Source organism: Streptomyces sp. NPDC104371, assembly GCF_055583785.1.
The window spans coordinates 271,604-297,476 of sequence record NZ_JBVJNF010000008.1; the positions used below are offsets into that span (position 1 = coordinate 271,604).

Below are 25,873 nucleotides of genomic sequence, written 5' to 3' on the forward strand. Positions count from 1 at the left end.
CGCCGGAAGGGGGCGTCAGCACATGCGCTCGGCGACAAGCACCGGACGCTGTGGCAGCGACACGCGCACACCGGCTCCGGCGGTCAGCCCGGCGGCCTCGTGCGCCCGCAGGTCCGCCCGCACCTCGGTGCCGTCGGCGAGACGTACGGTCAGCCGGACCGTGGCGCCGAGGAACGCGGTCGCGACCACTCGCGCGTCTTCCTCGCCGTCCGCGGCGACCTGGACCGCCTCGGGCCGCACCAGTACGTCCACCTCGGCCGTGGCGGGCGCGTCCCCGTCCACGGGCAGCCGCTGCCCGAGCACCTCGACGGCACCTGAAGTGTGGCGCCCCGGGAGCCGGTTCATCGTGCCGACGAACTCCGCGACGAAGGGGGTGGCCGGGCGGCCGTACAACTCGGCCGGGGCCGCGCACTGTTCGAGCCTTCCGGCGCGCATCACCGCGACCCGGTCCGCCATGGACAGCGCCTCCTCCTGGTCGTGCGTGACGAACAGGGTGGTGATGCCGAGCTCCTGCTGGAGACGGCGGATCTCCTCGCGCAGGGTGAGCCGTACCTTGGCGTCGAGCGCGGACAGCGGTTCGTCGAGCAGCAGGACACGAGGGCGCAGCGCGAGGGCGCGGGCCAGTGCCACGCGCTGCTGCTGGCCACCGGAGAGCTGGTGCGGGAAGCGCCCGGTCTTGTCGCCGAGGCCGACCAGGTCGAGCAACTCGGCTGCCCGCGCGCGCCGTTCGGCCGTACGCACCTTCCTCATCCGCAGCCCGAACGCCACGTTGTCGAGGGCACTGAGATGCGGGAAGAGGCTGTAGGACTGGAAGACCATCCCGGCGTCGCGACGGTGCGCCGGGACGCGGGTGACATCCTCGCCGTCGACGAGCACCTCACCGGAGTCGGGGTGCTCGAACCCGGCGAGCATGCGCAGCGCGGTGGTCTTGCCGCAGCCGGACGGGCCGAGCAGGGCCAGGAGTTCACCGGGCCGTACGGTCAGATCGAGTCCGTCCAGGGCGACGGTCGAACCGAACTCGCGGCGCAGTCCTTGGAATTCGACGGTCGCCGCATGGTCGCGCGGGAGCGCCTTGTCGAGCGTCATGAGGTTCATCCCTTGGTGGCGGAGGTGCGGGAGCGTCCGCCGAAGACGGTGAGTGAGAGGAGCAGGGCCCAGGTGACGAGCAGGCTGAGCACGGAGACGGCGACGGACAGTTGGGCCTGCGACCCGCCGACGCTGTAGATCCACACGGCGAAGGGGGTGAAGCCCAGGAGTTGGGCGACGGTGAACTCGCCGAGGACCAGCGCCAGTGTGAGGAAGGAGGCGTTCAGCAGCGCGCCGCGCAGATTGGGCAGCACCGCCTGGACCAGGGCCTGCGGCCAGGAGGCCCTGCAGTTGCGCGCGGCTTCCACGAGGGTGCGCACATCGACGGCGCGCAGCCCCGCGTCCAGCGCCCGGTACACGAACGGCAGCGCCATCACGACGTACGCGAGGACGAGTACCACCGGGAAGTCCGGGTCCTGGATCGCCACGAACGTCTGGAACAGCGGTGTGCGGGAGAGATGCTCGGGGCCCCACTTGAGGACCGTGGAGAGGCCCGCGACGAACGCGATCGGCGGCACGACCAGCGGCAGTGAGCAGACGACCTCGACGACGGGCCGCAGCCGGGGCGCGCCGAGCCGCAGCGCGATCATGGCGGGCACCATCAGCAGCAGGACCACGACGATGGTGGCCACCGCCAGTTCCAGCGAGAGCAGCAGGCTGGAGCCGAAGCCTGCGGTGGAGACGATCCGGCGGTAGGCGTCGAAGGTGACGCCGTGGCCGGGCACGTCCACCGTGAAGATCACCGATGCGGTGAGCGGGATCAGGAAGTACAGCCCGGCGCAGGCCAGGACGGCCCACCGCCACGGGTTCAGGCGAGCCATCGCGCACTCCGTCGTTGCAGGGGCAGGTACACGGCCATGACGAGACCCGCGACGAGGACCATGTCGAGGCTGAGGGCCAGTGCCACGTTCTCCTGGCCGATCAGGACGTTGCCGGAGATGGCTTCGGCGATCTGGAGGGTGACGAGCGGGACCGCGCTGCCCACCATGGCCGCGGCGGTGGCGTACGCGGCGAAGGCGCTGCCGAAGAGCAGGACGAGTCCGCCGAGCAGCGAGGGCAGCAGCACCGGCAGGGCGACGTGCAGCCAGTACCGGAGCGTGGTGGCGCCGTTGTTCTGGGCCGCCTCGCGCCACTGGGACCTGAGGCCCTCCAGGGCCGGGGTGATGGTGAGGACCATCAGCGGGATCAGGAAGTACAGGTAGACGAGGACCAGGCCCCAGAAGCTGTAGAGGTTCCAGCCGCTGTCCGTCAGGCCCAGCTTGCGGGTCAGCACTCCGGAGTTGCCGAGGGTGGCGACGAAGGCGAACGCCAGCGGGATGCCGCCGAAGTTGGCGAGGACCCCGGACGCGGTGAGCACGGCCTCGCGCAGGACGCGGAAGCGGGAGGTCACCACGGCCTGGGCGAGCGGCAGCCCGAGCACGGTGGCGAGGGCGGCACAGACGGCGGACAGCTTCACACTGCCGATCAGGGCGGTGAGGTAGGCGCCGTGCAGCGAGAACGTCAGGTTCGCCGTGCTGTACGAAGTGGCGCCCGTCACCGGGTCCTTGACGGTGAACGCGCCGTTCAGCATGGCCAGGGCGGGGATCCCGAAGGCGAGCGCGGTGAAGGCGAGCAGGGGGAGGACGGCGAGCGCGCCGGAGGCACGGCGCCGCCGCTGTCGCGGTGCGGCGGCGGGCGCCGACGAAGCCTCGGGCTCGGCCTCGGTGAGGACGGTCGTCATCCGGAGACGGCCTTCCCCCAGCCCTGCCCGAGCACTTCCTTGGCCTTGTTCTGCTGGGCCTCGGTCGGGAACTCGGGCGTACCGGAGACCGCGGGCAGCTTGGCCGCGGCGGACTTGTCGAGCGTGCCGGCCTTGTCCATGGCGGGCATCAGCACCGGGCGGGAGTATCCCTTGAGCCACAGGTTCTGGCCCTCGGCGCTGTAGAGGTACTCCTGCCACAGGCGGGCCGCCGCCGGGTGCGGGGCGTCCTTGTTGATGGCCTGCGAGTAGTACTGGGCGAACTTGCCGTCGGCGGGGACGGCCACCTTCCAGTCCAGGCCCTTGGACCTGAACTCGTCGGCGTAGCCCGCGTTCAGGTAGTCCCAGTCGATACTGATCGGGGTCTCACCCTGCTCGACGGTGGCCGGGGTCGACTCGACGGGCGTGAAGTTGCCGTTCGCCTTCAGCTTGGCGAAGAAGTCCAGGCCGGGCTGGATGTCGTCGAACGAGCCGCCGTTCGCGAGGGCCGCCGCGTACACGCCGCCGAAGGCCGAACCCGACTTGGTGGGATTGCCGTTGAGCGCGACCTGGCCCTTGTACTGCGGCTTGAGGAGGTCCTTGAAGGTCGTCGGGCACTCCTTGACCCGCTTGGCGTCGCACCCGATGGAGACATAGCCGCCGTAGTCGTTGTACCAGCGGGCCTGCGGGTCCTTCTGGCCCTCGGGGATGTCGGCGAAGGCGGCCACCTTGTACGGCGCGAGCAGCCCCTGCTGGGCGGCGCTCAGCCCGAAGGAGCCGCCGAGGTCGAGGACGTCGGGGGCGCGGTCCTGCCCCTTGCGGGAGGTGACGGCGTTGATCTCGTCCTGGCTGGCGCCGTCCGGATTCTCGACCTGGACCTTGATGCCGTACTTCTTCTGGAACCCGTCGATCAGGGCGCCGTAGTTGGCCCAGTCGCGGGGCAGGGCGATCGCGTGCAGCGTGCCCTCCTTCTTGGCCGCCTTCACGAGGGCGTCGAGGCCGCCGAAGTCCGCGGCCGACGTCGCGGTGGCCGCGCTCTTGCCGTCCGCGGTGGCCGCCGCGTTGTCGGGGGCGGCACCACAGGCACTGAGGGCGAGCGCGGCGGCGAGGGTGAGGCCACCGGTGAGGACGGCGGTCCTCGGCTGGAACACGGGCACGGTCTCTCCAGGAGTACGCATGACAACTGAGATGAAGTGGGGAACTTGTCTGAACAAGTTGACCCCAGTACGCCCGTCTCCGGTGTCCTGTCGGTGAACGGCGTCTCAACTCCACACCCTCATTGCCTGCACAGTCCCGATCGCAGCGGACCGGGCCCAGGTCTCGATTAGTCTGGTCGCGCTGTGCACAGTGGCCGACTCGGAGGGGACGTATGGCGGCGCGACACGAGGAGATCGCCGACGAACTGCGGCGGGCCATCTATCGCGAGGAGTACACCGTGGGCGGTCTGCTGCCCACGGAGACGGATCTCGCGGCCCGCTACGGCGTCGCGCGCGGCACGGTCCGCCAGGCCGTCGCGGCCCTGACCGCCGAGGGGCTCATCGGATCGCGCCAGGGTGCCCGCCGGGTCGTCCTGGCCGGGCGGCGCAGCCAGAGCTTCGCGGAGTTGCGCAGCTTCGCCGGATGGGCGAGGGCCATGGGCCGCGAGGCGACCGGGCGCGTGGTGGCGCAGGAGGTCCGCCCGGCGACCGAGGAGGACGCGGTGCGGCTCCATCTGCGCGAGCACACCCCCGTCCTGCACGTGCTGCGGCTGCGCGGGCTGGACGGAGAACCGGTCCTGCTGGAGCGGACGGTGTACGCCGACTGGATCTCCCCGGCGGTCGAGTCCATCGAGCCCGACTGCCCGTCCGTCACCCAGCGGCTCCTCGAGGACACGGGCCTGGTCTTCGCGTACGGCGAGCACGTCATCGACGCGGTCGCGGCCGGAGCCCGGGACGCCGAACTGCTCCGTGTGCGCCGCACCAGCCCCTTGTTGCGGGTCCGCCGGGTCACGACCACCCGTGAGGGGCGCCCGGTGGAGTGGTCGGACGACCGCTACCGCTCGGACGCCGTCAGCTTCAGCGTGCACAACTCGATAGGGAACAACGCGCTGGCCCGTACGACGGCCGACTGACCGGCGCGCCGCTCTCACCCGCCCCGGTCAGCGGCGTTCCTCGCCCTGGGCGACCTCGACCTGGTGATGCACGCCGAGCACGGCGGTCGCCGCGGTACCGGCGGACAGGAGCGAGCCGAGCGCGAGGGCCAGGGCGATGGCGCGGGACGCCCGGGGGCGGACCGTCCTCGGGGTGAGGAGCGCGCTGACGCGGCGCGGTACGGGGCCGGTCGTCGCCGCGGGGGCGAAGGCGGGGCGGACCGACGCGGTGTCATGTCCTGCGAGGGCGGCCAGGGCGATGGCCCGAGCGGTCAGGCGCCGGTCTCCGACGACGACGGCGGCGGCCTCGTCGGCGGCGCGCTCGGCGGCGAACCGGACGTCGGTCCGTACCGCGCGCAGGGCGGGGTGGCAGTGGGCGGCGAGTTCGGCGACGGCCAGGAAGTAGTGGTGGCCCGCGCGGATGTGGGCGCGTTCGTGGGCGAAGAGGACCTCGCGTTCGGCGGCACCGAGGCTGCGCAGCATCGCGGTGGTGACGACGATGCGATGCGGTCGGCCGGGCAGCGCGTACGCGTCGGGGTACGGGGATTCGACGACGCACAGGTCGCCCGCGGCGGGGCGGCTCGCGGCCTGTGCGCGGGCGGTACGGAACGCGCCGAGCTGGTGCAGTGCGGAGCGGCCGATGGCGCAGACGCTGAGGGTGAGCGCACCGGCGGCGACCGCGGCGACGGGCAGGACCAGCAGATTCGAGGCGGTGCGCAGGGGGCGGACTAGCTCGCCGAGCGCCGCGAAGAGCGGGAGTTTGAGCAGCCCGGTCAGGACCAGGGTGCCGAGCCCTGCCACGCAGGAGGCCGCGAGCACCAGCGCGGATGCCGTCAGGACCCACAGCGCGTGGGCAGGCGCGAGGCGGTCCAGGACACGACGGGCGAGCGGCGCTACCGCGAAGGGCAGCAGCAGCGACACAAGAACGAGGGCGAGCGACAGCGCGGTCATCGGCCGTCGGCTTCCAGGAGTCGGCGCAGCACCGCTTCGTCGCCGGGGTCGAGCTGGGCGACGAAGCGGGCCAGGACGGTCTCGCGGTCGGCGTCCCGGTCGAGTTCGGTGTGCATCCGGCGGGCCGTCAGTCCGGCGGCGTCCTGCACCGTGAAGTAGGCGTAGCCGCGGCCTTGGCGCGCGCGGTCGACGATGCCCTTGTCGTGGAGCCGGGACAGGATCGTGGTCACGGTGGTGCGGGCGAGCCCGGAGGCCAGTTCGCTCTGCACCTGGGCCGGGGTGAGCGGCTCCTGCGCTGCCCACAGGGCGGCCATCACGGCGGCTTCCAGCTCTCCGGCCGGCCTGCGTTCGTCCATCGCGTCGCTCATGGGTCGATCCTCACCCCACTATCGTCTACAGTTCTGTAGACGGTCTACAGTCGCGTAGACCGTCTACAGGATTATAGTCACCGCTGTCGTGAGCGGCGCGCCCTGCGCCAGGGTGCCCGCTCCGCCGAGGCGAAGGGCTCGCCGATGACCGCATCACTTGCTCATTCCCTGTCGTCACAGCTCGCCGTGAACGTGTTGGACGCCCAGTCACTGCTGACCGCGTTCGGCGTGCTGGGCGTCGGGGTGGTGATGTTCGCCGAGACGGGGCTGCTGATCGGCTTCTTCCTGCCCGGCGACTCGCTGCTGTTCACCGCGGGACTGCTGTGCACCGGCGGCTCGGCGAGCGGAGTTCATCTCTCCCTCGGGCCGCTGCTCGTCGCCGCGGCGGTCGGCGCGCTCGCGGGCGCGCAGTGCGGATATCTGCTGGGGCGCAGGGCAGGCGGTGCGCTGCTCGCGCGCAGCAGGTCGGCGCGGCTGAGCGAGGGCGCACAGCGCGCCGAGGAGCTCCTCGACCGGTACGGGCACGCCAAGGCGATCGTGCTCGCACGCTTCGTCCCGGTGGTGCGTACGGTGCTGAATCCGCTGGCGGGTGCCCTCGGTGTGCCCGCCCGGACGTTCACGGTGTGGCAGGTGGCGGGCGGGCTCGTCTGGAGCCTCGGCCTCACGCTCGCCGGGTACGCGCTCGGCTCCTCCGTCCCGAACGTGGACCGCTATCTGCTGCCGCTCGTCGCCGTGATCGTGGCCGTCTCCCTGATCCCGCTCGCCGCCGAACTGCTGCGCACGCGCCGCGCCGCCAGGACCGAGAAGGCCCGCGTCGCCGCCGGGACCGAGGAGGCCCGCGGATGAGCCTGTCCATGACGCTCGCCTTCGACGGCTCGTCGATCGACGGCCCCGCCTACCGCGAGGTGACGGACTGGGCCGGGCGCGCGCCCGGCTGGGTCGACAGTGCCGTGTCCGCCTGGTCGACGTACGGGCTCGCGGTGTTCGCCGTCCTGATGGTGGCGGCCTGGTGGCATGCGCGCCGGACCAGCGCCACGGCCGCGGTGGCGGCGCTCGCGGTGCCGCTCGTCGTGGTCGTCGCCTACGCGCTGAACGACGCGCTGAAGCTGCTGGTGCGCGAGGACCGGCCGTGCCAGAGCCTGCACCGGGCCACACTGGAGGCCTGCCCGGCGCCCGGTGACTGGTCCTTCCCCAGCAATCACGCGGCGATCGCGGGGGCTGCGGCGATGGCGCTGTGGTTCGTCTCCCGGCGGCTCGGGACCACAGCGGCGGTGGCGGCGTGCGCGATGGCCGCCTCACGCGTGTGGGTCGGCGCGCACTATCCGCACGACGTCGTGGCCGGGCTGCTGGTCGGCGCCGTCATCGGCGCGCTGCTGATGCTCGTGGTGCGCCGGTGGCCGCAGCCGCTGGCCCGGAAGCTGTCCACCACCCGACTACGGCCCCTGTTGGGAGCGTGACGCGATGCCGGGGTCCCCGAAGCGGCGCGGCGACATCGCCGATCTCGCCGGGAGCACGGGCGTCGGCACCTGGGCGGGGTTCGGTGTGCTGTGGATGGCCGTGGTCGGCCGCGCCGACGGTCCGCTGTCCATCGACGAGCGGCTGTTGTCCTGGTCCGTCGGCCATCGGCCGCCGTTCGCCGTGGCGCTGGCCCGCGGGCTGACCGCGACCGGCACGGGCGTCGTTCCGTACGCGCTCGTCGTGGTCGCGGGTCTGATCGCGGGACGCACCCTGCGCCATCGCCTGATGTGTGCCGCGCTCGCCGTCGGTGTTCTGGCGGCGGGGCAGGCCGTGCGGTACGGGCTGATGACATGGGCCGACCGGCAGCGACCGCCGCGCGTGGACTGGCAGACGCACGCCTCGGGCTGGTCCTTCCCGTCCGGGCACTCCACGACGGCGGCCCTGACCGCAGGGGTGCTCGTCATCGCCCTCCTGCTGCGGGCCCCGCGCGCCCGGACGCCGCTCGTCGTCGCGGTCGGCTGCTGGGGCGCCCTGGTCGGTCTGACCCGCGTCTACCTGGGCGTGCACTGGCTGACCGACGTGGTCGGCGGCTGGCTGCTGAGCGCGGGCTGGCTGGGCCTGTGCCTGTACATGGCCGCCCGATGGCTGCCGGACCCACTCGTCGCGGGCGTCACCCCGCGCCCCGCACGCTCGTCGGAGGAACATGCGCCACAGGATCCTGATCGTGGAGGACGATCACGCGCTGCGTGACGTCCTCAGGCGCGGTCTGCGCGAGGAGGGCTACGACGTCGTGCCCGCGTCCGACGGGGCCACCGCCCTGCGGCTGTCCACCGATGACATCGCGGCGGTCGTGCTCGACGTCGGACTGCCCGACGCGGACGGGCGTGATGTGTGCCAGGCGATGCGCGCGAACGGATTCCACGCGCCCGTCGTCTTCCTGACCGCCCATCACCGACTCCCGGACCGGCTCGCGGGGTTCTCCGCGGGCGGCGACGACTATCTCTCCAAGCCGATCCACCTCGCCGAACTCGCGGCCAGGCTGCGCGCCGTGATCCGTCGTACCGGACCGGCCGCCGAGGCGGACCCGACGTGGAGCGCCGGGGCTCTGGTCCTGGACCCGACGCGGCACCGGTGCACGGTGGACGACCACCCCGTCGACCTCACCCCGACGGAGTTCCGGCTCCTGGCCACGCTACTGGCGGCATCCGGCGACCTGGTGCCCCGGCGTGAGCTGATCCGGGCCGCGTGGCCCGAGGGCGCGCAGGTCAGTGACAACACGCTCGACCAGTATCTGACCCGGCTGCGCCGCAAACTGCGCGCCACGGGCAGCGAGTTGACGATCGGCACGGCCCGCGGGGTCGGCCACCGACTGTCATGAGCCCACGCTCTTGGCCCGTGCCGCGCACGCTGCGCGGGCGGCTCTCCCTGGTGGCGCTGACCACGGCCGCACTGGTGATGACCCTGCTGACCATCGCCTTCGACGCCGTGGCACGCGAGCGTCTTCAGCACCAAGCCGACGACGAACTACGCACCCGGGCCGCCGCCGTCACCGCGACCCTCGACACGAGCCGCAGGCCCGTACGTGTCCTGGAGACACCGGACGACCAGGTCCTCGACGCGAACGTATGGATCTACGACGACGCCCGCCCGCTGGAACAACCTCCGTCCGCCACGAAGGAGTTGACGCTGACGGCCGCGTCTCTCGCCGGGGCAGGCGCGCCGCGCTGTGTCACCGTCGGGCAGCCCGGCACCGTCCGGCTGTGCGCGCGGCCCGTGCCGCACACCGGCGGCTCGGCCACCGTCGTCACAGCCCTGGACCTGTCGCCCTACCGCAACTCCGCCGACACCCTGCTGTACGGGGCACTCACCCTCGACGGGGTCATGCTCGCGTGCACATACGTCCTCACACGGCTGGCCGTCGAGCGCGCCCTGCGCCCGGTGCACACCATGACCGAGCAGGCCACCCAGTGGAGTGCGGCAGCCTCCGACGAACGCTTCTGCGATGCCGCCCTGCCCGCCGAACTCGCCCGGCTCGGCGGCTCGTTGGACGCCCTCCTGGACCGCATCCGCGCACTGCTGCGCCACGAGCGGCGGCTGACCGGTGAGCTCTCGCACGAGCTGCGCACCCCGCTCAGCCGGATCGTCGCCGAACTGGACTGGCTGGGCTCCCGCCCCCGTTCGGCGGACCAGGTCGCCGCCGGGCACGCGGTGATCGATGATGCCGCGCGGTCCATGCACATCATCTGCGACACCCTCGTCGACGAGGCCCGCGACGACGCCCGCTCGCCCACCACGGGCACCTCCGACACCGTGACCGTCCTGGAGAACGCGCTCCGACGCATCGACCTGCCGGGGAAGATGACGGTGTCGGTCGAGGCGGACGAGCCCGGACAGCGGGTCGGCGTCCCCCCGGCGTTGCTGGAACGTGTCGTCAGCCCGCTGCTCTCCAACGCGGTGCGCTACGCCCGTACCCGTGTCGTCGTCAGCAGCCGACGGGAGCAGGACCATGTCCGTATCGCCATCACCGACGACGGCCCCGGCGTACCGAGGCAGTCGGTCGGCAAGCTGTTCCAGCCCGGACATCGCGCCGATCCCGAGGACGGCCACGGCGGAGCGGGCCTCGGCCTGCCACTGGCGCGACGCCTGGCCCGCTCCGCCGGCGGAGATGTCCGGTTCGACGCCGATCACGCGCCCGGAGCGCGGTTCGTCGTCACGCTGCCGCCCTGCTGACCGCACCCGTGCGCGTCCCGTGCCGCCGTGCGAAGCCGCGGAACGGCCGCCTCCGCTCGCTCACTTCGCCTGTGCGGCCCGCCGTTCCTCCGCGGTCACATCCCTGCGCGTCACCGTCAGATACACCACCAGGCCCAGGATCACCGCGAGGAACAGCACGCTGGTGACCACGGTGCCGAAGCCGAGCCCGCCGTCACCGGTCGGCTGGGAGAGATAGTCGCCCAGCGAGGCGCCCAGCGGCCGGGTCAGCACGTAGGCGATCCAGAAGCTCCACACGGCATTCAGGCCGAGCGTGAAGTGCGCCAGGGCGACGGCGGCGATGGCCAGGGCGAACAGGACGGCGGACAGCCAGTAGCCCAGGTCCATCCGCTCGGCGAGCAGGTCACCGGCGGCCGTGCCGAGCGCGAACGTGAACAGCACCGCGAGCCAGTAGTACGCCTCGCGGCCGGTGGTGTCGATGTGGTGGATGGACAGGGTGCGCTCACGCCGGTACCAGACGGCGAAGACGACCGCGAGGACCAGGGCGAACACCGTCGTGCTCGTGGTCAGCGGCACACCCATGTCATCGGTCAGGTTGTCGCTGATGAGGGTGCCGACGACGCTGATCAGCGCCACCGACAGCCAGTACACACCGGGCCGGTAGGCGGTGGTACGGAACTGGAGGACGAGCGCGGCTGCCAGGAGCACGCTCATCAGCAGGGACACGCCGGTCAGGCCCAGGCCGAGGTTCTCGTTCAACAGGTCGGCCGCGGTCTCCCCGACCGTGGTGCACAGCACCTTGATCACCCAGAAGTACACGGTGACTTCGGGGACCTTGTTCCAGCGCGACCGGTGGCCGGACACAGCAGCGGTGGCAGCGGACGAGCGGGCGGGTGAGACCTCGGCGGTCTCTGGCGTCTCGTATGTCATGGGGCCCGACGGTGCCAGCCGGAACCTGAACACATCCTGACTGCCGTGCGGCAGGTGCGACATGCACCGGGCAGGCCATGGCCAGCCCGGTGGCCGACATCGCCACGGTGACCGCGCGGGGCCCTGGGACCGCCGTCAGCTTCCGGCGGGTGTCTCGCGCTGCTCGTACGCCCACACCGCCAGTTGCGTGCGCGAGGTGAACCCCAGTCTGCGCAGGATGCGTTCGACGTGGTTCTCCGCGGTGCGCTGGGCGATCGTCAGGCGCACCGCGATGTCCTTGTTGCTGAGCCCCTCGGCGACCAGCTCCGCGACCTGGCTCTCGCGCCGCGTCAGCCCCGGCCGCCGCCCCGGCCCCACCGCCCCGGCCGCGTCGTCCAGTACGTAGGCCATCGCCTCGTCCACGGTGACGCGCGCACCGCGGCGGAACTCCCGGTCGAAGACGGCGACAGGCAGCGCCTCCCGTACGGCGGTCTCGAAGCGCAGATGCTGCGCGCGCATGAACGGCGCCGAGCCGAGCCGCCCGCCCACCGACTCCCACAACATGCGCAGCACACCCAGGAGTCGGGCCGCGCGCCGCCGGTCGTCCTGGGTGCTCCACGCGATGACCTCCACACACATGGCCACGTCCCACCAGTCCTGGAACGGGCGCAGCCGGGCGATGCCCGCCCTGGCGTGCGCGATCGCGTCGGCGGGCGCGTCCGCGCGCCGGGCCAGCAGGGCGCGCGCGAGCAGGGCCATGCCGTGCAGCCATGACTCGTCGTGCGCGCGGGCGGCCCGCTCGACCTCACCGCACGCCTCGTCGGCCGCGGCGACCTCACCCGCGTAGGCGTGCACGAGGGCGAACTTGACCCGGCATTCGAGGGCCGCGTCGAGGCAGCCCTGCGCGCGGAACTCGGCGCGCGCCCGCGCGAACAGTTCGGCGGCACCCGCGAAGTCCTCGCGCCACACGGCGAGGATCCCGTGGTGGTGCCACACCCACGCCTCCTCCCGCCGGTGCCCGCCGCGCCGGGCCGCCGCCTCGCACGCGGCCAGCGCGCGCCGCACATCGGCTTCCGAGTCGCCCTGAAGGATGCCCAGATACGTGTCGGTGACCTGGGCCTGTACGCGGACGGCGGCATCCGGGCCGGCCGCGTCGTCGCCATCCCGCGCCTGGTCGGCGGCGAGCAGGTGCGACAGCCAGTGGCGGCCCTCGGACAGCAGGCCCGCGGTGATCCAGTAGTGCCGGGGCGACACGGCCAAGGCCAGCCCGGCGCGCGCCTGTCCGGGCCGCTCCAGGCAGAACTCCAGGGCCGCGCGCAGGTTCGGGTGGTCCAGGCGCAGCCGCGTGAACCAGTCGACCTGACGGTGCCCGAACCACTCCTGCCCGACCCGTGCGGTCAGTTCGGCGTACCGGTTCCGGTGCCGACCGCGGAACGTGTCGAGCGAGCCGGACGCGGCCAGCCGCTCATGCCCGTACTCGCGTACCGTCTCCAGCAGGTGATAGCGCGAACGCCCGTGTTCCTGACGGCAGTTGACGATCGACCTGGCCACGAGCGCGTCGAGGGTGTCGAGCAGGGCGGCGGGCGGCAACTCGGCGTCCGCGCAGACCTGTTCGAGACTCTCCAGGTCGAAGCCACCGCGGAACACCGAGGCCCGCGCCCACAGCAACCGCTCGCGCTCCGTGCACAGTTCATGGCTCCAGTCGATCAGCGCGCGCAGGGTGCGCTGCCGGTCGGCGGCGACGCGACTGCCCCCGGTCAGCAGCGCGAACCGGTCCGAGAGCCGCTCCAGGATCTCCTGCGGGGTCAGAGTACGGATCCGGGCCGCGGCCAGCTCGATCGCGAACGGCAGCCCGTCCAGGCGGCGTACGAGTTCGGCGACGGCCGCGGCGTCGGAGTCGGTCACGGCGAAGCCGGGCAGCACGGCGGCGGCCCGGTCGGCGAACAGAGCGACGGCCGGATTGCGGCTCAGCGCACGCGCGCCGTGCCCCGCGTCCGCGTCCGGCACCGGCAACGGCTCGACGGAGAAGACGTGTTCGCCCGCGATACCGAGCGGCTGCCGACTGGTCGCCAGGACACGCAGTCCGGGTGCGGCCCGCAGCAGCGCGTCGGTGAGGCGGGCGCACGCGTCGATCAGGTGCTCACAGTTGTCCAGGACCAACAGGACGCGGCGCTCGCGCAGTCGGGCGGCGAGGGCGGCCGTCGCATCGGCGCCGGGGCGGCCCGGGTTCGCCACGTCGAGGGTGCCCAGGACGCTCGGTGCGAGCAGCTCGGGGTCCCGCAGGTCGGCGAGTTCGGCGACGTACACGCCGTCGGGGAAGGCGGAGCGCGCCGCGTCCGCCGCCGCGCGCAGCGCCAGCCGGGTCTTGCCCACGCCGCCGACCCCGGTGAGCGTGACCAGGCGCGCGCCGGAGAGCAGCCGTGCGATCCGCGCCGTCTCCGCCCGCCGTCCGATCAACGACGTCAGTTCGCCGCCGAGGCCGACGAACGCCCCCGCTGCTGCCCCCGTTTCCATGAGCGGCCATCTTACGGACGCGCAACCACAGCAACGCACCGCGGCCGTAAAGGAATTGAGTAGTTCTCCCGTTTCCCCGCGCGCGCGGCCACCCGAGACTCGACGACGCGGTATCGGACGATCATGTGAGGTGTGCGTTGTCGGCAGGCACGGAGGCAGAGCGGGAGCGGGCCGGGCGGCTGGGGGAGCGGGTGTGGACCTACCAGGGGGCCATGCCGAGGCGGCCCCTCACCATGTTCTTCCTGCTCGTCATCGTGTTCGTCGTGATGTGCACCATCGCCGGTGAGTACTACGACACGGATTCCTCGTTCCGCCTTGCCTTCTGGGCGATCCCCGGGGCGGCCGTGGTGTGCCTCGCCGTCACGGTCCGGCACACCCGCATCCGGATCCGCGAGTACGAGCACGGCTTCGAACTGTGCCGTCCCGGGCGCCGCACGCTGCGCTACGCCTGGTACGAGATCGCCTCCGTCGAGGCCGCCAAGGTGTCCGTCCACATCAACCTGAGCCATTCGCACGATGTGTTCAAGATCGTCATCCGTCCGTACACGGGCGGCCCGATCCGCCTCAGAGGCCTGGACTACATCAAGGTCCGCCAGGAGACCGCCTTGTGGCGCCTGGTCACGTGGGCGCCCATCGACACCGGCGAGGCGTTCTGCACGCACGCCTCGCAGGCCGTCGCCGAGGCCCTCGCACAGCGGCACCTGGACGAGCTGGACGCGGGTGGCGAACTGCGCTGGGGTGCCTTGACGTTCACGCGCGAAGGGCTGACGCTCGACCCCTTCCCCGGGCTGCTGGACTGGTCCCGGATCACCTATGCCTCCGGGGGACCGGAGCGCGGCCTCCGCCTCGACATACGGGGACTGGCCGCGCACGTCGGCAGCCGGTCCCTTCCGGCGCGCGCGACGAAGGCGGGCTACCGCACCGAAGGGCAGCGGCTGGAGGTGTTCATCCCCACCCGCCGCCCCGGATCGGACTACGCGGCAATGGGCATCCTGATCGCCCACGGCCCCACCCTGAGTGGCGAGCGCCCCGAAGAACACGAGTGATGACACGCCGTTCGGCTCCGCGCGTTCCATGCCTCGTTGGCGGCGGCCGGATCGATCGGCCTGACCCGCTTCGGGACCTGGGGCAGCGTCTCGCCGGACTCGGATATGCCGGATTCGGATGCGCAGGTAATGTCACCGCGGGACCGCGTCACGGCGTACGGTGCCCGGTCGGTCGTACGGCCTGATACGCGCTGAACCCGGCGTGCGCGAGGGCGAGCAGTGTGACGGCCGTCAGCAGGACCGGCGTCGTCGTGACGTGGCCGAGGAGTGTGAGGACGTACGGGGTGAACATGCCGAGGTACGCCACCGTCCAGAACAGGGCCGTCCAGCGGGCGAGTCGGTGAGGCGGGGCGAGGGCCGCTGTCCGCGTGAGGCCGTGGGCGAGGGACAGTCCGTAGCCCGCGCCGAGAATGATCGCGGCGAGGAGGGCCAGGGGCTCGCTCTCCGTCGCGGCGGCGACGGCGGCGGTCGCCGTTCCGGCCGCCACGACCAGGAGGCCCGAGGTGGGCGTGGACCGGGCGCGTCGCGCGGTGAGCAGACCGGTACCGGGGACGACGGCCGTCGCGACGCCTGTGAGGATCAGGCTGGTGTGGAGGGTGCTCGGCAACGTGACGAAGCCGATGGTCGGGGCGGCGAAGGCCCAGGGAGCCAGCGGCAGCACCGTACGCCGGAAGCGTCGGCCGTTGTGTTCGTGGGCGGCCTCGGAGCCGTGGGCAGCGGCCGACCCTGCCGTCTCCGGCGCGGCCCACGCGAGCAGGCCCGCCGCCGCCCCGAGAACGACGTGCGGAACGTACGCCGTCACCATCGGCCAAGGGGCCCACTGCGCGATGAGTGCCGCCGCGAGGCCGCCCGTCGCGAAGCCCGCCGAGACGAAGATGCCGGAGCGGCGCGGCGCGTTCGAGAGTTCCTTGATCCAGGCGCTGCCCGCGGCCAGCAGCGCGCCCGCGCTGACACCGGTCAGGAAGCGCCCGGACAGCAACAGCCAGGTGAGGCCCCACGCGCCACCGGCCATCAGGAGCAGGGTGGACAGGATGTTGAGGGCGAGCGCCGAGAGCGCCACCCGGCGCCGTCCCCTGCGGTCCGCGAGCGGGCCCGCGATCAGCAGCGCCGGGATCAGACCGACGACGTACACCGCGAACAGGCCGGTCGTGGCCGACTCGGTGAGGCCGAGGTGGCCGCGGTAGGCGCCGAGCAGGGCCGAGAACTGGTTGGCGCTCCAGCCGGAGGCCAGCATGATCCAGGCGGCGCGGGCGCCCCGGGGACCGGTGGTCGCGGGGACGGCGGTGGCGGGCGCGGTGGCAGGTGGTGCGGTCATGCCCTCCTTCGTACGTGCCCGACCGTTCGGCCCGCGCCGTACGTTCACGATTCGTGAATTCCCCGCGCCGCCGGTCCGGCTCCCCGTCTACTCTGGTCGTATGGCGCTTGACCTGCGGCTTCTGTCGTCGTTCCTGGCGGTCGTCGAGGAGGGGCACTTCGGACGGGCCGCAGCGCGGCTGTACCTGTCGCCGCCCGCCGTCACCCAGCACGTGCGCCGCCTGGAGAGCCAGGTCGGCGCGCGGCTCCTCGACCGGACCGGCTCTCCCGTCGTACCGACGGCCGCCGGGGTGCGGCTCGCCGGACACGCGCGCCTGCTCCTCGACGCCGCGAACGCCGCGCTCGACGACTTGGCGGATGTCGCGCGGGAGACGGACAGCGGGCGGCCACTACGGGTGGGGATCATGGGACACGGTTCGGCGGAGCTGACACCCGCCGCCATCAACGCCTACCGGCGGGCCCGGCCCGAAGTGCGGGTGGAGATCCGGCAGTTGGACTTCACGGAGCATGTGACCGCGCTGGTGGAGGACCGGGTGGACGTGGCGTTCGTACGGCCGAGCCCGCACGACGAGCGGCTCATAGCGGACGTCCTCACCACCGAGCAGCGGATCATCGTCGTGCACGAACGCTCGCCACTGGCCGACGCCCGGACATCCGGGGTCGGTGTCGCGGACCTCGCCGACCTGCCGCTGTTCCGCGTCCCGGGACACACCCCTCACACGTTCACCGAGTATCTGTACTTCGACGACCGGGCCCAGCGCCGTAGCTCCGAATTCGCAGTCACCCCGCAGGAGGTGCTGACCGGTGTCGTCACCGGGCGGGCCGCGGGCTCCGGCCTGCGCTCCTTCGCGCGGTACTACGCGTGGCCGGGCGCCGTCTTCGTACCCGTCCTCGACGCTCCGTGGGAGAGCAGCTATCTCGCGGTGCGGGCCGATGACGACAACCCGGAGGTACGGATCTTCCGGGCGCTCGCGGTGGCTCTGGCGAAGGACCTGGGTCCCGGGATCAACTCCCGCCCGCTGGAGCCCGGTTGATGAGCGCGGTGCGGGGCGCGCGCCTGTACGGCTCCGACGAGAGCAAGGGCGTTGCGGGATCCGGGGGCGACCGGTGGGGCAGGCGTCCTGCGGTGAAACTCCTTGCCGATCCGCAGGCGGCTGCCTATCGTCGATCGGCCCGTACCGCCCCCCGCCCCGAAGGCCGTTGATGTTCCTCCGCCCCGCTGTCGTCGTCGCTCCGGACGTTCCCGAGCTGACCCTCGGCCTGCTGCCCGGACACCGCGGCCACGGTCACGGCCGGGCCCTGATGGAGGCGCTGATCCAGACCGCCGCCGGGAGACCGGCCCCGATCGATCGACTCAGCCTGAGCGTCGAGGACGGCAATCCCGCTGTGCACCTCTACACCGCCCTCGGCTTCACCCGAGTCGGGCGCAACGGCAACTCGGACACAATGGTTCTGGACGTGTCCCGTAAGTGATCTGAGGTGCTGAGGGTGGACAGGGAGCGCCGACCACTCGGTGTCCGACTGCCTGAGGGGTCCTGGTGGGACTGGGACGTCATCACCTGGGATGTCGGTCAGTTCCGGCTGGCGGCTGGACATGACCTCACGTACCACCATGGTCTGGAGCTGGTCTTCGGCGATCCGGCCTTCGTGAGTTGTCCGGCGGCGTTCCACGATCCGGTCTTCCGCATGCCGACAAGCGAGGAGCAGGTGCGAATCGCTCGCCGACTCGGTGAGGAACCGCCGGTTCTCGTCGCTTTCGAAGCGGACGCGGGCGGTCGGGAGCCTGTCTCCTGTCTCATCGCCGCAGAACGGTTCGAGGTTGTGCACGAGACCGTTCTGCGGTACTGGCGGGACGACGCAGCCCCTGGTCAGCGCTTCGCTCCGTGGGTGCGGCCTCCGACCTAGCCGCCGGGGCGAGCTGCGCGGCCACCGCCGTCGAAAGCCCGGAGTCTTCGCGTGAAAGTAGGGTGACGGCATGGATCTCGCCGATGACTTGATCACCGACCCGTACGGCGGCTACGAGAGGTTACGGACCACGTCGCCGGTGCACCGGATCCAGGGGCCGGACGGGCAGCCCGCCTGGATCGTGACCCGGTACGAGGACGTGCGGGCCGGGCTGGCCGATCCGCGGCTGTCGTTGGACAAGAGGCATGCGCGGGAAGGCAATTACCGAGGTCTACGGTTGCCACCGGCCCTCGACGCCAACCTGCTGAACATGGACCCGCCGGACCACACGAGGCTTCGGCGACTCGTGGGCAAGGCCTTCACGCCGGGCCGGATCGAGCGGCTCCGAGCACCGATCCGGGCGACCGCCGACCGGCTCCTGGACGCGCTGGGAACGGAGGGCAGCGCCGATCTGATCGCCGCCTACGCCGCGCCGCTGCCGATCACGGTCATCTGCGAGCTGCTGGGCGTTCCCGGCGAGCACCGCGGTGACTTCCGCGGCTGGACGCAGGCGTTGATCGCTCCGGACCCAAACCGGCCGGGGGCTGCCAAGGAAGCCGTCGTCGCCATGATGCGGTTCTTCGGCCATCTCGTCGCGCACAAGCGGCGGAGCCCGGGGGACGATCTGCTGTCCGACCTGATCGCGGTGCGGGACGCGGAGGACGACCGGCTGTCCGAGGACGAGTTGATGAGCCTGGTCTTCCTCGTCCTGTTCGCCGGGTTCGAGAACACCGTGCAGCTCATCGGCAACGCGGTGTGGGCACTGCTGCGGCACCCCGACCAACTCGCCGCGCTGCGTGAGGATCCCTCGAAGATCCCGGCGGCCGTGGAGGAACTGTCCCGCTACGAAGGACCCGCACTGCTGGCGATCCGCCGCTTCCCCGTCGAGGACGTCACGATCGGTGGGGTGACGGTGCCGGCCGGGGAGACCGTACTGCTGTCGCTGTCCGCGGCCAACCGCGACCCGAGCCGGTTCACCGACCCTGACCGGCTGGACATTGAACGCGACACCGGCGGGCATCTCGCCCTCGGCCACGGCATCCACTACTGCCTGGGCGCACCGCTGGCCCGCACCGAGACCGAGATCGCGCTGCGCGCGCTACTGGAGCGCTTCACGCACCTCGAGGCCGAAGGCGACGCCCCGACTTGGCGTCGCTCCCTGCGCGCCCGAGGCCTGAAGGAACTCCCGGTGCGCTACCGGGCGTGCCTGTCCGCGTGATCGGCCTCGGTGGTACCCAGCGGCAGCGGCGACAGTATCCGCCGCTGCCGCAGGGTACGAGGACCACAGAGCGGTATGGGCCCGGACCTCGTAGCGGGCTTCGTCCGCCGTACTACATCTAGCGATCCGCGCCCCGCAGCGCCGCCTCCGGTCGCTGGCGCAGTGCGATACGGGTCGTCAGAACACCCGTGGTGAGGGCCAGGGCCGCGGCGCCGCCGAGGATGACAGCCACCGTGTCTCCCGGTACGTAGAGATGAGGGGAGCCCGTGAGTGCCTTGCTGAACGAGGTCAGGACCATGCCCGCCACCACCGCACCCACCAACAGAGCCGCCAGCACGGTCACCGCGTTCTCGGCGCGCATCATCCGGGCCACCTGTCCGCGGGTGGCGCCGACCAGGCGCAGCAACGCGAACTCACCCACCCGCTCCATCGTGGTCATCACCAGGGTGTTCACCACCGAGATGGAGGTGAACACGGTCACCACGGCAAGCAGCAGATAGGTGGCGGTCATGGACGCGTCCTGCTGACGGCGGAGTTCGGCCCGGTGCGCGGAGCGGTCCATCACCCGCCAGGAGGGGTGCTTCCCGTGCAGGGAGGCCAGTGCGTGCGCCACCTCGCGCTGCTGCCCCGGCTCGGCGCGGACATACACCGTGTCGAGGGTCGACGGCGCGTCGCCCCGGTGGGCATCGGCCATCCGCCAGGGGATGACCATGGAGCCGAAGCCCAGATCACGGCGGTAGACGGCGGCGACTCGAACCCGTTCGGTGCGGTAGTCGTCCAGCCGCAGCAATACGTCGTCGCCCGCCTGTACATGTGCCTCATGGGCGAAGGAACGGCTCAACGCGATCTCATGGCGGCCGAGTTCGGCGACGCTGCCCTGCGTCGTGTCGAGGTCGAGGACCTGGTTCAGCGGGCCGTCGGTGACCGCGTCGGCGATGTCACCCGTTCCGTTGCCGTCCGGATCATCGCCCACGACGACCTCGGCGTAGGTGCTCAGAACGCCGACGGCCGCGGCGACGCCGGGCAGTTCTCCCACGCTCCGAGGGGCCGTTCCCGGCAGCCCCTTCCCGGTGGTCTCCACCAGGTAGTCGGCCGTCAGCCGTCCGTGGTCCTGCCGGTCCAGTTCCCGCCACTTCATCTGCGGTACGAGCAGGGCGACCGCGGCGAAGGCCACGGTAAGAGCCAGCGGAACGGCCGCGGCGCCCAGCCTGCGGTGACCGGCGGCGAGGTTCGCCCGGACCACGGGACCGAGCACAGGCAACACGGCCAGACACGACACACCCATCACGGCGCCTGTCAGCCTCCCGATCCACGGAGCCAGCAGAGCCACGGCGACCATCAGGACCATGACCATCGCGACCGCCGTGTTGGCGGCATCGGAGCCCATGGAGCCGCCGACCGCCATCAACGCCCAGACACCACCGCCCAACGCCGCCAGCCCCAACGCCGTACGCACCACACCCACGCTCCGGCGCGGCACGGCCGCCTCTCCCAACGCCCGCACCGCCCGCACCCGCGCGGCCCTCCTACCGCTGCTCAGGACAGCGAGCTGGGCGGTCACCCAACAGATCGCCACCGCCGACAGCACGCTCCACGGCCCGAAGTCCAGGGGAAGGGTGCCCGGCACCCAGCCCCGGCCGACGAGCCACGCCCGTAGCACATCGGCCAGCCCGATACCCACGCCCGCTCCGGGCACCGCGGCGATGAGGGTGACCAGGGTCGCCTCGTACGCGATGAGCCGCCGTATCTGCCGCGGTGTGGCGGCGACGGCGCGCAACAGGGCGATCTCCCGGGTGCGTTGCTGCACGGACAGTGAGAACGTCCCGGCCATCACGAACGTGGAGACGAACAGGCAGATGAAGCCGAAGGGCATGATGAAGGAGACCATCTCCGCTCCACCCTGTGCGGCTGTCGCGCTCGTGCCCGTCTCCACCAGGACCGCGCACATCGTCACCAACGCCTGAGAGCAGGCCATCGCCACGAACGATCCACCGAAGGACGCCTTGCGCGTCCGTACGGTCCACCAGGCCAAGGCGATCAGCATCGGGTCACGCCCCCATGGCGGTGAGCCGCTCGGCGACCGCCTCCGCCGACGGTCGCCGCATGATGTCGATGAGACGCCCGTCGGCCAGCAGCAGCACCGCGTCCGCGTACGAGGCGGCCACCGGGTCGTGTGTCACCATCAGCACCGTCTGCCCGGTGTCGTCGACCAGTCCCCGCAACAGTCGCAGGATCCGTTTGCCGGAAGAGGTGTCCAGGGCGCCTGTGGGCTCATCGGCGAACACCACGTCGGGGCGGGTGATCAGGGCACGCGCTATGGCCACGCGCTGCTGTTGGCCGCCGGACAGCTCACCCGGGCGGTGACGACGGCGCTCGCCTAACCCCGTGTACGCGAGTAACTCCTCGAGCCAGGAGCGGTCCAGCTTCGTGTGCCGTCCTGCCAAGCGCACCGGCAACGTGATGTTCTGTTCGGCCGTCAGCGCAGGCAGCAGGTTGAAACCCTGGAAGACGAATCCGACGCGCTCGCGCCGCAGCTTCGTCAACGCCGTCTCGCTGAGCCCGTGGAGTTCCAGGCCGCCGATCTCGACCGTGCCCCGATCAGGACGGTCCAGACCCGAAGCGCAGTGCAGAAGCGTGCTCTTGCCCGAACCCGAGGGCCCCATCACGGCCGTGAAGGAGCCGTACGCCAACTCCGCGCTGACCTCCGCCAGAGCCACCACACTGTTCCGGCCGCCACCGTACGTCTTGCTCACACCGCTCAGCCGCACCGCGTGCGAGGCTCCGCCCGACTCCCGCCCCGGCGCCTTGAACGGCTCGCGTCCCCGTTCCCCTGCCGAATCGAGCCGTGGGCCCGCGTACTCGCTCACAATCAGTCCTTCACACATCGAAGTTGTCTCCGGGACGGCCGACCTCAGGCATCAACTCGCCCCGGATTCCCAGGACTTAACTGAACGGCTACGGCCGACGATCACGCTACGGCACGCACGCGGACGCGGCCGAAGCACGGGCCGGTACGAGGGGCTGAATGCGCCACGGACCCGGTCCGTGGCGTGTGGGGCGCTTCAGACGCGGTCGCCCGCCGCGTCGGCGTTCAGTGCGCGCCGCGCCACGAGCCAGAGGCAGATCAGGGTCATCGGCACCGCCAGGAGCGCCATGGGCCAGATGGTGCCGACCCCGCCGTCCTCGTCGCCCAAGTACGTTCCCAGGATGAGGAAGAGCACCATGTTGTTGCCCGCGTGCGCGAGACCGGCCACCCAGATGCTGCCGCTGCGCTTGTAGAGCCACAGCAGGAGTATCTCCTGGAGCTGGAAGGAGACCGTCCAGACCAGCAGCCCCAGCGCCAGGTCGGAGAACTCGACGTACCCCGTGAAGGCCAGCGGGAAGTGCCACACCGCCCAGATCAGCCCCGTCGCGATGCTGGAGGGCACGAGCGCGCCGCCGAACAGACGGGACCGCAGATAGCCGGTCCAGCCGAACTCCTCACCCAGGTACAGCGGAGTGAGCACCAGCGCGACCAGCATCATCGCGATCAGGGACAGCAGTTCGTCGCCGCCGGGCAGGATCCCTCCGGGCCCGGAGAGGTCCGGATGCCACACGCCCAGCGCGGCGGCCAGCGCCAGCGTGCTCCACGCGAGCAGGGGAGGGCCGACCCACGCGGCCACGTAGTAGCGCCAGGCCGCCCGCAGGCGCAGCCGCAGGCCCGCGTCGGCGAAGCCCTCCTTGGTGACCCAACGCCGTACGACGAAGGCGGCGATCCCCGGCGCGCAGAACGCCGGGAGTTGCAACAGCGGGTGCAGTCCGGAGAGTCCGAGGACGGCGGAGGCGAACAGCAGCCACAGCCATGTACCGCCGAAGGACAGCGCGAGGAAGACGATCGTGCCCTTGCGTCGCGTCGCCCGGTCGTCGGAGGCGGGCGGACCGCCCTGCTGGGCGGGGGGTCGAGTGGTGCTCGTCATGGTGCTGTTCCTCCTGTGCGTGTGGTGCGACGGACCGGTCTCCCGACTGCCGTCCGCCGCGGCGGTCCTGGATGATCGGGAGGCGTGGCACCACCGTGGCGGCCGGGGCGCGAGAACACATCGCTGGTCGGAGCGAGTGAGGAGTGGCTCGTTGCGGTGAGGCGCCGCCGGCACTTTTGGGGGAGGTGCGCGCACGGCGCGGTGTCTAGAGTGCCGCCCATGCGCAACGTGATCGCTCCGGCCGTGAGCCGGTCCTCGTGCCGAGGGTGGGCCCTCGCCTGTCTGGGCGCCGCGGTGAGCCTGCCACCGCTCGCGTTCGCGGTGGTCACCACCGCGGCCGTACTGGGCCCCGGGGCACCGGCGTCGGGCGTCGTGGGCCTTCTCCCGCTGGGGTTCATGGTGGCGATCGCCCTCATGGCGCTGCCCCGTTGGGTCCGGCGCGGCAGTGTGGCGCTGGCCCGCGCGCTGCTGGACGCCCGGCTCCCCGTACCCGTGGACCGCCCGCGCACGCCCTGGGGCGACCGGCTGCGTACGGCGGCATGGTTGCTGGCGCACACCCTCATCGGCGGCGCGCTGATGTGCGCCACCGGGTTCGGCCTGTTCGCGGCGTTCGTCTTCCCCGGGCTCTGGCTGTCCGAGGGCGGCGAGATCGCCCTCGGCTGGTTCACCGCCGCCGCGCCGCACGGCTGGCGGGGCGCGTGGACGCCGGTACTGAGCGTGGGCTGCCTCCTGGCGGTCGGCTATGTGACGGCGGGCGCCACCCTCGTACTGCGCCGTCTCGCCGCGTCGCTCCTGGACCACAGCCCGGCGGAACGGCTCGCCGCCGCGGAGGAACGTACGCGACGGCTGGAGCACCGCAACCGGCTCGCACAGGACCTGCACGACTCCATCGGGCACACCCTGACGGCCTCCACCATCCAGGCCGCCGCGGGCCTTGAACTGGTCGACCGCGACCCGGAGGCGGCCAAACGCGCGCTCAGCAGCATCGAGGTCCTGTCCCGCTCCGCCATGGACGACCTCGACCACGTCGTCGGCGCCCTGCGCGACGAGCGGCCCCCCACCCGGCCGCAACCCACCCTGGCCGCCCTCGACACACTGACCGCACAGGCCGAGCGCGGGGGTGCGCACCTGACCACTCAGGTGGAGGGTGACCTGACGCGGCTGCCCGCCACCACCTCACGGGAGGCGTACCGGATCCTCCAGGAGGCTCTCACCAACGCGCTGCGGCACGGCGGCAGTTCAGCGGTCCGCCTGAACGTGACCGCCTCCGCGGGTCGGTTGCGCCTGAAGGTGACCAACTCACTGCCCGGACAGGCCACCACCGCCGCCGCGCGGTCCGGCAGGGAACGCACCGGGCACGGGCTGACCGGTATCCGCGAGCGAGTCGAGCTGCTGGGCGGGGAGTTGTCGGCCGGACCGGCACCGGACGGGCAGTGGCTCCTGTCCGTCGCCCTGCCGCTGCCCCCGGCGGGCTCGGCATGACGGCGCCCGACGGCATGGCAGCCGTATCCGTACTCGTCGTGGACGACGAGGAGTTGACGCGCGCGGGACTGCGCACCCTGCTGTCGGCCCGCCCCGGCATCGAGGTGGTGGGGGAGGCGTCCGACGGCGTCGACGTCGTGCCGCTGACCAGGCGGCTACGGCCCGACGTGGTGCTGATGGACGTCCGTATGCCGCGCCTGGACGGCATCGAGGCGACCCGGCGGCTGCGCGCCGAGATCCCCGAACCGCCGAAGGTCGTCGTCATCACCACCTTCGAGAACGACGAATACGTATGGGACGCGCTGCTGGCCGGCGCCGCGGGCTTCATCCGCAAGCGCGCCCCCTCGACGCAGATCGCGGAGACCATCCGTACGGTGGCCACCGGCGACGCGCTGATCTTCCCGGAGACCCTCCGCCACCTCGCGGCCCGTCGCCCACCCCTCGCCGCCCCCGCCCGCCGGAACCGCACGCCCAAGGGCGCCGCGCTCACCGAACGGGAGCAGGACACCCTCCGCCTCATGGCCGAGGGCCTCTCCAACCAACAGGTCTCCCGACGCCTCGCGGTCAGCGTCGAGACCGTCAAGACCCACGTCACCAACATCCTCGCCAAGCTGCACGCCAACAACCGCACTCACGCGGTGGTGGTCGCCTACGAGAACGGCCTCCTGCACGCCGCACCCGGGACGAACAACTGACGGCTCCGACCGGTACCGCCGGCTGACGGCGGTCATGGCCTGGGGTCTCTCTCTACGCCACCCCGGACGCATCGCTCGCCGCACAAGCCGACTGGGGCGGGCTCAGCAGTCGAAGCGGTGGGTGTACGGGGTGCCGGGGCAGACGCGGCAGATGAAGAAGTACACGCCGCCGAGGTCACCCAGGCACATGTCGTGCCCGAACACGATGAATTCCCTATTGAATGCGCGTGTTGAAGCGGCTTCTGAAGGGCTGATCTGTGAGGGCATGGCGTGTTTTCTGGGTGCGGGCGGCCGGGCCGCGATCTGGGTCAGACGAGCTGCGGGCCTGGTCCGAGCGCTTGGCAGAACGTGAGGCGGAGTCGGGGACCCGTCCTGGC

General features: G+C 71.8%; 24 protein-coding genes. 12 read left to right on the forward strand and 12 right to left on the reverse strand.

What is annotated here, in order from left to right; genetic code table 11:
- Positions 1–15: 15 nt before the first annotated feature.
- The 4 genes from ACZ60T_RS24865 to ACZ60T_RS24880 are packed head-to-tail and all read right to left on the reverse strand — an operon-like array spanning position 16 to position 3,981.
- Positions 16–1,095 (reverse strand): ABC transporter ATP-binding protein, encoded by a 1,080-nt coding sequence (locus ACZ60T_RS24865; RefSeq protein WP_469667901.1) that lies wholly within the window; start codon positions 1,093–1,095, stop codon positions 16–18.
- Complete coding sequence (locus tag ACZ60T_RS24870) at positions 1,092–1,907, reverse strand: ABC transporter permease (RefSeq protein ID WP_469667902.1); 816 nt, start codon at positions 1,905–1,907, stop codon at positions 1,092–1,094. The genes ACZ60T_RS24865 and ACZ60T_RS24870 overlap by 4 nt, the downstream gene beginning before the upstream one ends.
- Positions 1,895–2,806, reverse strand: coding sequence for an ABC transporter permease (locus ACZ60T_RS24875; protein WP_365625735.1), 912 nt, complete (start codon positions 2,804–2,806; stop codon positions 1,895–1,897). The genes ACZ60T_RS24870 and ACZ60T_RS24875 overlap by 13 nt, the downstream gene beginning before the upstream one ends.
- Positions 2,803–3,981 carry an ABC transporter substrate-binding protein gene (locus ACZ60T_RS24880; RefSeq protein ID WP_469667903.1) on the reverse strand — a complete coding sequence of 393 codons (1,179 nt, stop codon included), beginning with the start codon at positions 3,979–3,981 and terminating at the stop codon, positions 2,803–2,805. Before ACZ60T_RS24880 ends, ACZ60T_RS24875 begins: the two co-directional genes overlap by 4 nt.
- Positions 3,982–4,172: 191 nt before the next feature.
- Between ACZ60T_RS24880 and ACZ60T_RS24885 the strand changes: the two genes are divergently transcribed.
- Complete coding sequence (locus ACZ60T_RS24885) at positions 4,173–4,913, forward strand: GntR family transcriptional regulator (protein WP_469667904.1); 741 nt, start codon at positions 4,173–4,175, stop codon at positions 4,911–4,913.
- Positions 4,914–4,940: 27 nt separating this feature from the next.
- Here the strand turns inward: ACZ60T_RS24885 and ACZ60T_RS24890 are convergent, their stop codons facing one another.
- Together ACZ60T_RS24890 and ACZ60T_RS24895 are read right to left on the reverse strand one after the other, a co-directional pair.
- Complete coding sequence (locus ACZ60T_RS24890; RefSeq protein ID WP_365625741.1) at positions 4,941–5,882, reverse strand: M48 family metalloprotease; 942 nt, start codon at positions 5,880–5,882, stop codon at positions 4,941–4,943.
- A complete protein-coding gene (locus tag ACZ60T_RS24895; protein WP_365625744.1) occupies positions 5,879–6,250 on the reverse strand; it encodes a BlaI/MecI/CopY family transcriptional regulator in 372 nt (123 codons plus the stop codon). The genes ACZ60T_RS24890 and ACZ60T_RS24895 overlap by 4 nt, the downstream gene beginning before the upstream one ends.
- A gap of 144 nt (positions 6,251–6,394) precedes the next feature.
- On the opposite strand from ACZ60T_RS24895, the gene ACZ60T_RS24900 reads away from it, so the two are divergent.
- The 5 genes from ACZ60T_RS24900 to ACZ60T_RS24920 are packed head-to-tail and all read left to right on the forward strand — an operon-like array spanning position 6,395 to position 10,438.
- Entirely contained in the window at positions 6,395–7,096 is a 702-nt protein-coding gene (locus tag ACZ60T_RS24900) for a DedA family protein (RefSeq protein ID WP_469667906.1), read from the forward strand.
- Positions 7,097–7,104: 8 nt separating this feature from the next.
- Positions 7,105–7,707, forward strand: coding sequence for a phosphatase PAP2 family protein (locus ACZ60T_RS24905; RefSeq protein WP_469667960.1), 603 nt, complete (start codon positions 7,105–7,107; stop codon positions 7,705–7,707).
- Positions 7,708–7,711: 4 nt separating this feature from the next.
- Positions 7,712–8,458 carry a phosphatase PAP2 family protein gene (locus ACZ60T_RS24910; protein WP_469667907.1) on the forward strand — a complete coding sequence of 249 codons (747 nt, stop codon included), beginning with the start codon at positions 7,712–7,714 and terminating at the stop codon, positions 8,456–8,458.
- Complete coding sequence (locus tag ACZ60T_RS24915) at positions 8,412–9,086, forward strand: response regulator transcription factor (protein WP_469667908.1); 675 nt, start codon at positions 8,412–8,414, stop codon at positions 9,084–9,086. The genes ACZ60T_RS24910 and ACZ60T_RS24915 overlap by 47 nt, the downstream gene beginning before the upstream one ends.
- On the forward strand, positions 9,083–10,438 hold the full coding sequence (locus tag ACZ60T_RS24920) for a sensor histidine kinase (RefSeq protein ID WP_469667909.1): 1,356 nt from the start codon (positions 9,083–9,085) through the stop codon (positions 10,436–10,438). Before ACZ60T_RS24915 ends, ACZ60T_RS24920 begins: the two co-directional genes overlap by 4 nt.
- 60 nt (positions 10,439–10,498) lie before the next feature.
- Here the strand turns inward: ACZ60T_RS24920 and ACZ60T_RS24925 are convergent, their stop codons facing one another.
- Together ACZ60T_RS24925 and ACZ60T_RS24930 are read right to left on the reverse strand one after the other, a co-directional pair.
- On the reverse strand, positions 10,499–11,347 hold the full coding sequence (locus ACZ60T_RS24925; protein ID WP_469667910.1) for a COG4705 family protein: 849 nt from the start codon (positions 11,345–11,347) through the stop codon (positions 10,499–10,501).
- A gap of 135 nt (positions 11,348–11,482) precedes the next feature.
- Positions 11,483–13,840 (reverse strand): ATP-binding protein, encoded by a 2,358-nt coding sequence (locus tag ACZ60T_RS24930; RefSeq protein ID WP_469667911.1) that lies wholly within the window; start codon positions 13,838–13,840, stop codon positions 11,483–11,485.
- A gap of 137 nt (positions 13,841–13,977) precedes the next feature.
- Between ACZ60T_RS24930 and ACZ60T_RS24935 the strand changes: the two genes are divergently transcribed.
- The gene (locus tag ACZ60T_RS24935) at positions 13,978–14,886 is read left to right on the forward strand and encodes a hypothetical protein (RefSeq protein ID WP_469667912.1); all 909 of its coding nucleotides are present in this window, start codon (positions 13,978–13,980) and stop codon (positions 14,884–14,886) included.
- A gap of 148 nt (positions 14,887–15,034) precedes the next feature.
- On the opposite strand, the gene ACZ60T_RS24940 is transcribed toward ACZ60T_RS24935, so the two are convergent.
- Positions 15,035–16,201: an MFS transporter gene (locus tag ACZ60T_RS24940; RefSeq protein ID WP_469667914.1), complete on the reverse strand. Its 1,167-nt coding sequence runs from the start codon at positions 16,199–16,201 to the stop codon at positions 15,035–15,037.
- Between the two features lie 100 nt (positions 16,202–16,301).
- On the opposite strand from ACZ60T_RS24940, the gene ACZ60T_RS24945 reads away from it, so the two are divergent.
- The 3 genes from ACZ60T_RS24945 to ACZ60T_RS24955 all read left to right on the forward strand — a co-directional run bounded on the left by ACZ60T_RS24945 (position 16,302) and on the right by ACZ60T_RS24955 (position 19,363).
- Entirely contained in the window at positions 16,302–17,234 is a 933-nt protein-coding gene (locus tag ACZ60T_RS24945; protein WP_469667915.1) for a LysR family transcriptional regulator, read from the forward strand.
- 169 nt (positions 17,235–17,403) lie between these two features.
- Complete coding sequence (locus ACZ60T_RS24950) at positions 17,404–17,673, forward strand: GNAT family N-acetyltransferase (protein WP_469667916.1); 270 nt, start codon at positions 17,404–17,406, stop codon at positions 17,671–17,673.
- Positions 17,674–18,175: 502 nt separating this feature from the next.
- The gene (locus tag ACZ60T_RS24955) at positions 18,176–19,363 is read left to right on the forward strand and encodes a cytochrome P450 family protein (RefSeq protein ID WP_469667917.1); all 1,188 of its coding nucleotides are present in this window, start codon (positions 18,176–18,178) and stop codon (positions 19,361–19,363) included.
- Between the two features lie 118 nt (positions 19,364–19,481).
- On the opposite strand, the gene ACZ60T_RS24960 is transcribed toward ACZ60T_RS24955, so the two are convergent.
- The 3 genes from ACZ60T_RS24960 to ACZ60T_RS24970 all read right to left on the reverse strand — a co-directional run bounded on the left by ACZ60T_RS24960 (position 19,482) and on the right by ACZ60T_RS24970 (position 23,319).
- On the reverse strand, positions 19,482–21,407 hold the full coding sequence (locus ACZ60T_RS24960) for an FtsX-like permease family protein (protein ID WP_469667918.1): 1,926 nt from the start codon (positions 21,405–21,407) through the stop codon (positions 19,482–19,484).
- A gap of 4 nt (positions 21,408–21,411) precedes the next feature.
- On the reverse strand, positions 21,412–22,230 hold the full coding sequence (locus ACZ60T_RS24965; protein ID WP_469667919.1) for an ABC transporter ATP-binding protein: 819 nt from the start codon (positions 22,228–22,230) through the stop codon (positions 21,412–21,414).
- 195 nt (positions 22,231–22,425) lie between these two features.
- Positions 22,426–23,319: a lysostaphin resistance A-like protein gene (locus ACZ60T_RS24970; protein WP_469667920.1), complete on the reverse strand. Its 894-nt coding sequence runs from the start codon at positions 23,317–23,319 to the stop codon at positions 22,426–22,428.
- Between the two features lie 219 nt (positions 23,320–23,538).
- Here ACZ60T_RS24970 and ACZ60T_RS24975 point away from each other — a divergent pair, with 219 nt between their 5' ends.
- Positions 23,539–24,801 carry a sensor histidine kinase gene (locus tag ACZ60T_RS24975; protein ID WP_469667921.1) on the forward strand — a complete coding sequence of 421 codons (1,263 nt, stop codon included), beginning with the start codon at positions 23,539–23,541 and terminating at the stop codon, positions 24,799–24,801.
- A 14-nt stretch (positions 24,802–24,815) separates the two neighbouring features.
- Positions 24,816–25,496 carry a response regulator transcription factor gene (locus tag ACZ60T_RS24980; RefSeq protein ID WP_365625789.1) on the forward strand — a complete coding sequence of 227 codons (681 nt, stop codon included), beginning with the start codon at positions 24,816–24,818 and terminating at the stop codon, positions 25,494–25,496.
- Positions 25,497–25,873 lie beyond the last annotated feature (377 nt).

Coding starts and splice junctions, on each gene's coding strand:
- ACZ60T_RS24865 (WP_469667901.1), bottom strand. CDS start 1,095: ATGAACCTCATGACGCTCGACAAGGCGCTCCCGCGCGACCATGCGGCG.
- ACZ60T_RS24870 (WP_469667902.1), bottom strand. CDS start 1,907: ATGGCTCGCCTGAACCCGTGGCGGTGGGCCGTCCTGGCCTGCGCCGGG.
- ACZ60T_RS24875 (WP_365625735.1), bottom strand. CDS start 2,806: ATGACGACCGTCCTCACCGAGGCCGAGCCCGAGGCTTCGTCGGCGCCC.
- ACZ60T_RS24880 (WP_469667903.1), bottom strand. CDS start 3,981: ATGCGTACTCCTGGAGAGACCGTGCCCGTGTTCCAGCCGAGGACCGCC.
- ACZ60T_RS24885 (WP_469667904.1), top strand. CDS start 4,173: ATGGCGGCGCGACACGAGGAGATCGCCGACGAACTGCGGCGGGCCATC.
- ACZ60T_RS24890 (WP_365625741.1), bottom strand. CDS start 5,882: ATGACCGCGCTGTCGCTCGCCCTCGTTCTTGTGTCGCTGCTGCTGCCC.
- ACZ60T_RS24895 (WP_365625744.1), bottom strand. CDS start 6,250: ATGAGCGACGCGATGGACGAACGCAGGCCGGCCGGAGAGCTGGAAGCC.
- ACZ60T_RS24900 (WP_469667906.1), top strand. CDS start 6,395: ATGACCGCATCACTTGCTCATTCCCTGTCGTCACAGCTCGCCGTGAAC.
- ACZ60T_RS24905 (WP_469667960.1), top strand. CDS start 7,105: ATGACGCTCGCCTTCGACGGCTCGTCGATCGACGGCCCCGCCTACCGC.
- ACZ60T_RS24910 (WP_469667907.1), top strand. CDS start 7,712: ATGCCGGGGTCCCCGAAGCGGCGCGGCGACATCGCCGATCTCGCCGGG.
- ACZ60T_RS24915 (WP_469667908.1), top strand. CDS start 8,412: ATGCGCCACAGGATCCTGATCGTGGAGGACGATCACGCGCTGCGTGAC.
- ACZ60T_RS24920 (WP_469667909.1), top strand. CDS start 9,083: ATGAGCCCACGCTCTTGGCCCGTGCCGCGCACGCTGCGCGGGCGGCTC.
- ACZ60T_RS24925 (WP_469667910.1), bottom strand. CDS start 11,347: ATGACATACGAGACGCCAGAGACCGCCGAGGTCTCACCCGCCCGCTCG.
- ACZ60T_RS24930 (WP_469667911.1), bottom strand. CDS start 13,840: ATGGAAACGGGGGCAGCAGCGGGGGCGTTCGTCGGCCTCGGCGGCGAA.
- ACZ60T_RS24940 (WP_469667914.1), bottom strand. CDS start 16,201: ATGACCGCACCACCTGCCACCGCGCCCGCCACCGCCGTCCCCGCGACC.
- ACZ60T_RS24945 (WP_469667915.1), top strand. CDS start 16,302: ATGGCGCTTGACCTGCGGCTTCTGTCGTCGTTCCTGGCGGTCGTCGAG.
- ACZ60T_RS24950 (WP_469667916.1), top strand. CDS start 17,404: ATGTTCCTCCGCCCCGCTGTCGTCGTCGCTCCGGACGTTCCCGAGCTG.
- ACZ60T_RS24955 (WP_469667917.1), top strand. CDS start 18,176: ATGGATCTCGCCGATGACTTGATCACCGACCCGTACGGCGGCTACGAG.
- ACZ60T_RS24960 (WP_469667918.1), bottom strand. CDS start 21,407: ATGCTGATCGCCTTGGCCTGGTGGACCGTACGGACGCGCAAGGCGTCC.
- ACZ60T_RS24970 (WP_469667920.1), bottom strand. CDS start 23,319: ATGACGAGCACCACTCGACCCCCCGCCCAGCAGGGCGGTCCGCCCGCC.
- ACZ60T_RS24975 (WP_469667921.1), top strand. CDS start 23,539: ATGCGCAACGTGATCGCTCCGGCCGTGAGCCGGTCCTCGTGCCGAGGG.
- ACZ60T_RS24980 (WP_365625789.1), top strand. CDS start 24,816: ATGGCAGCCGTATCCGTACTCGTCGTGGACGACGAGGAGTTGACGCGC.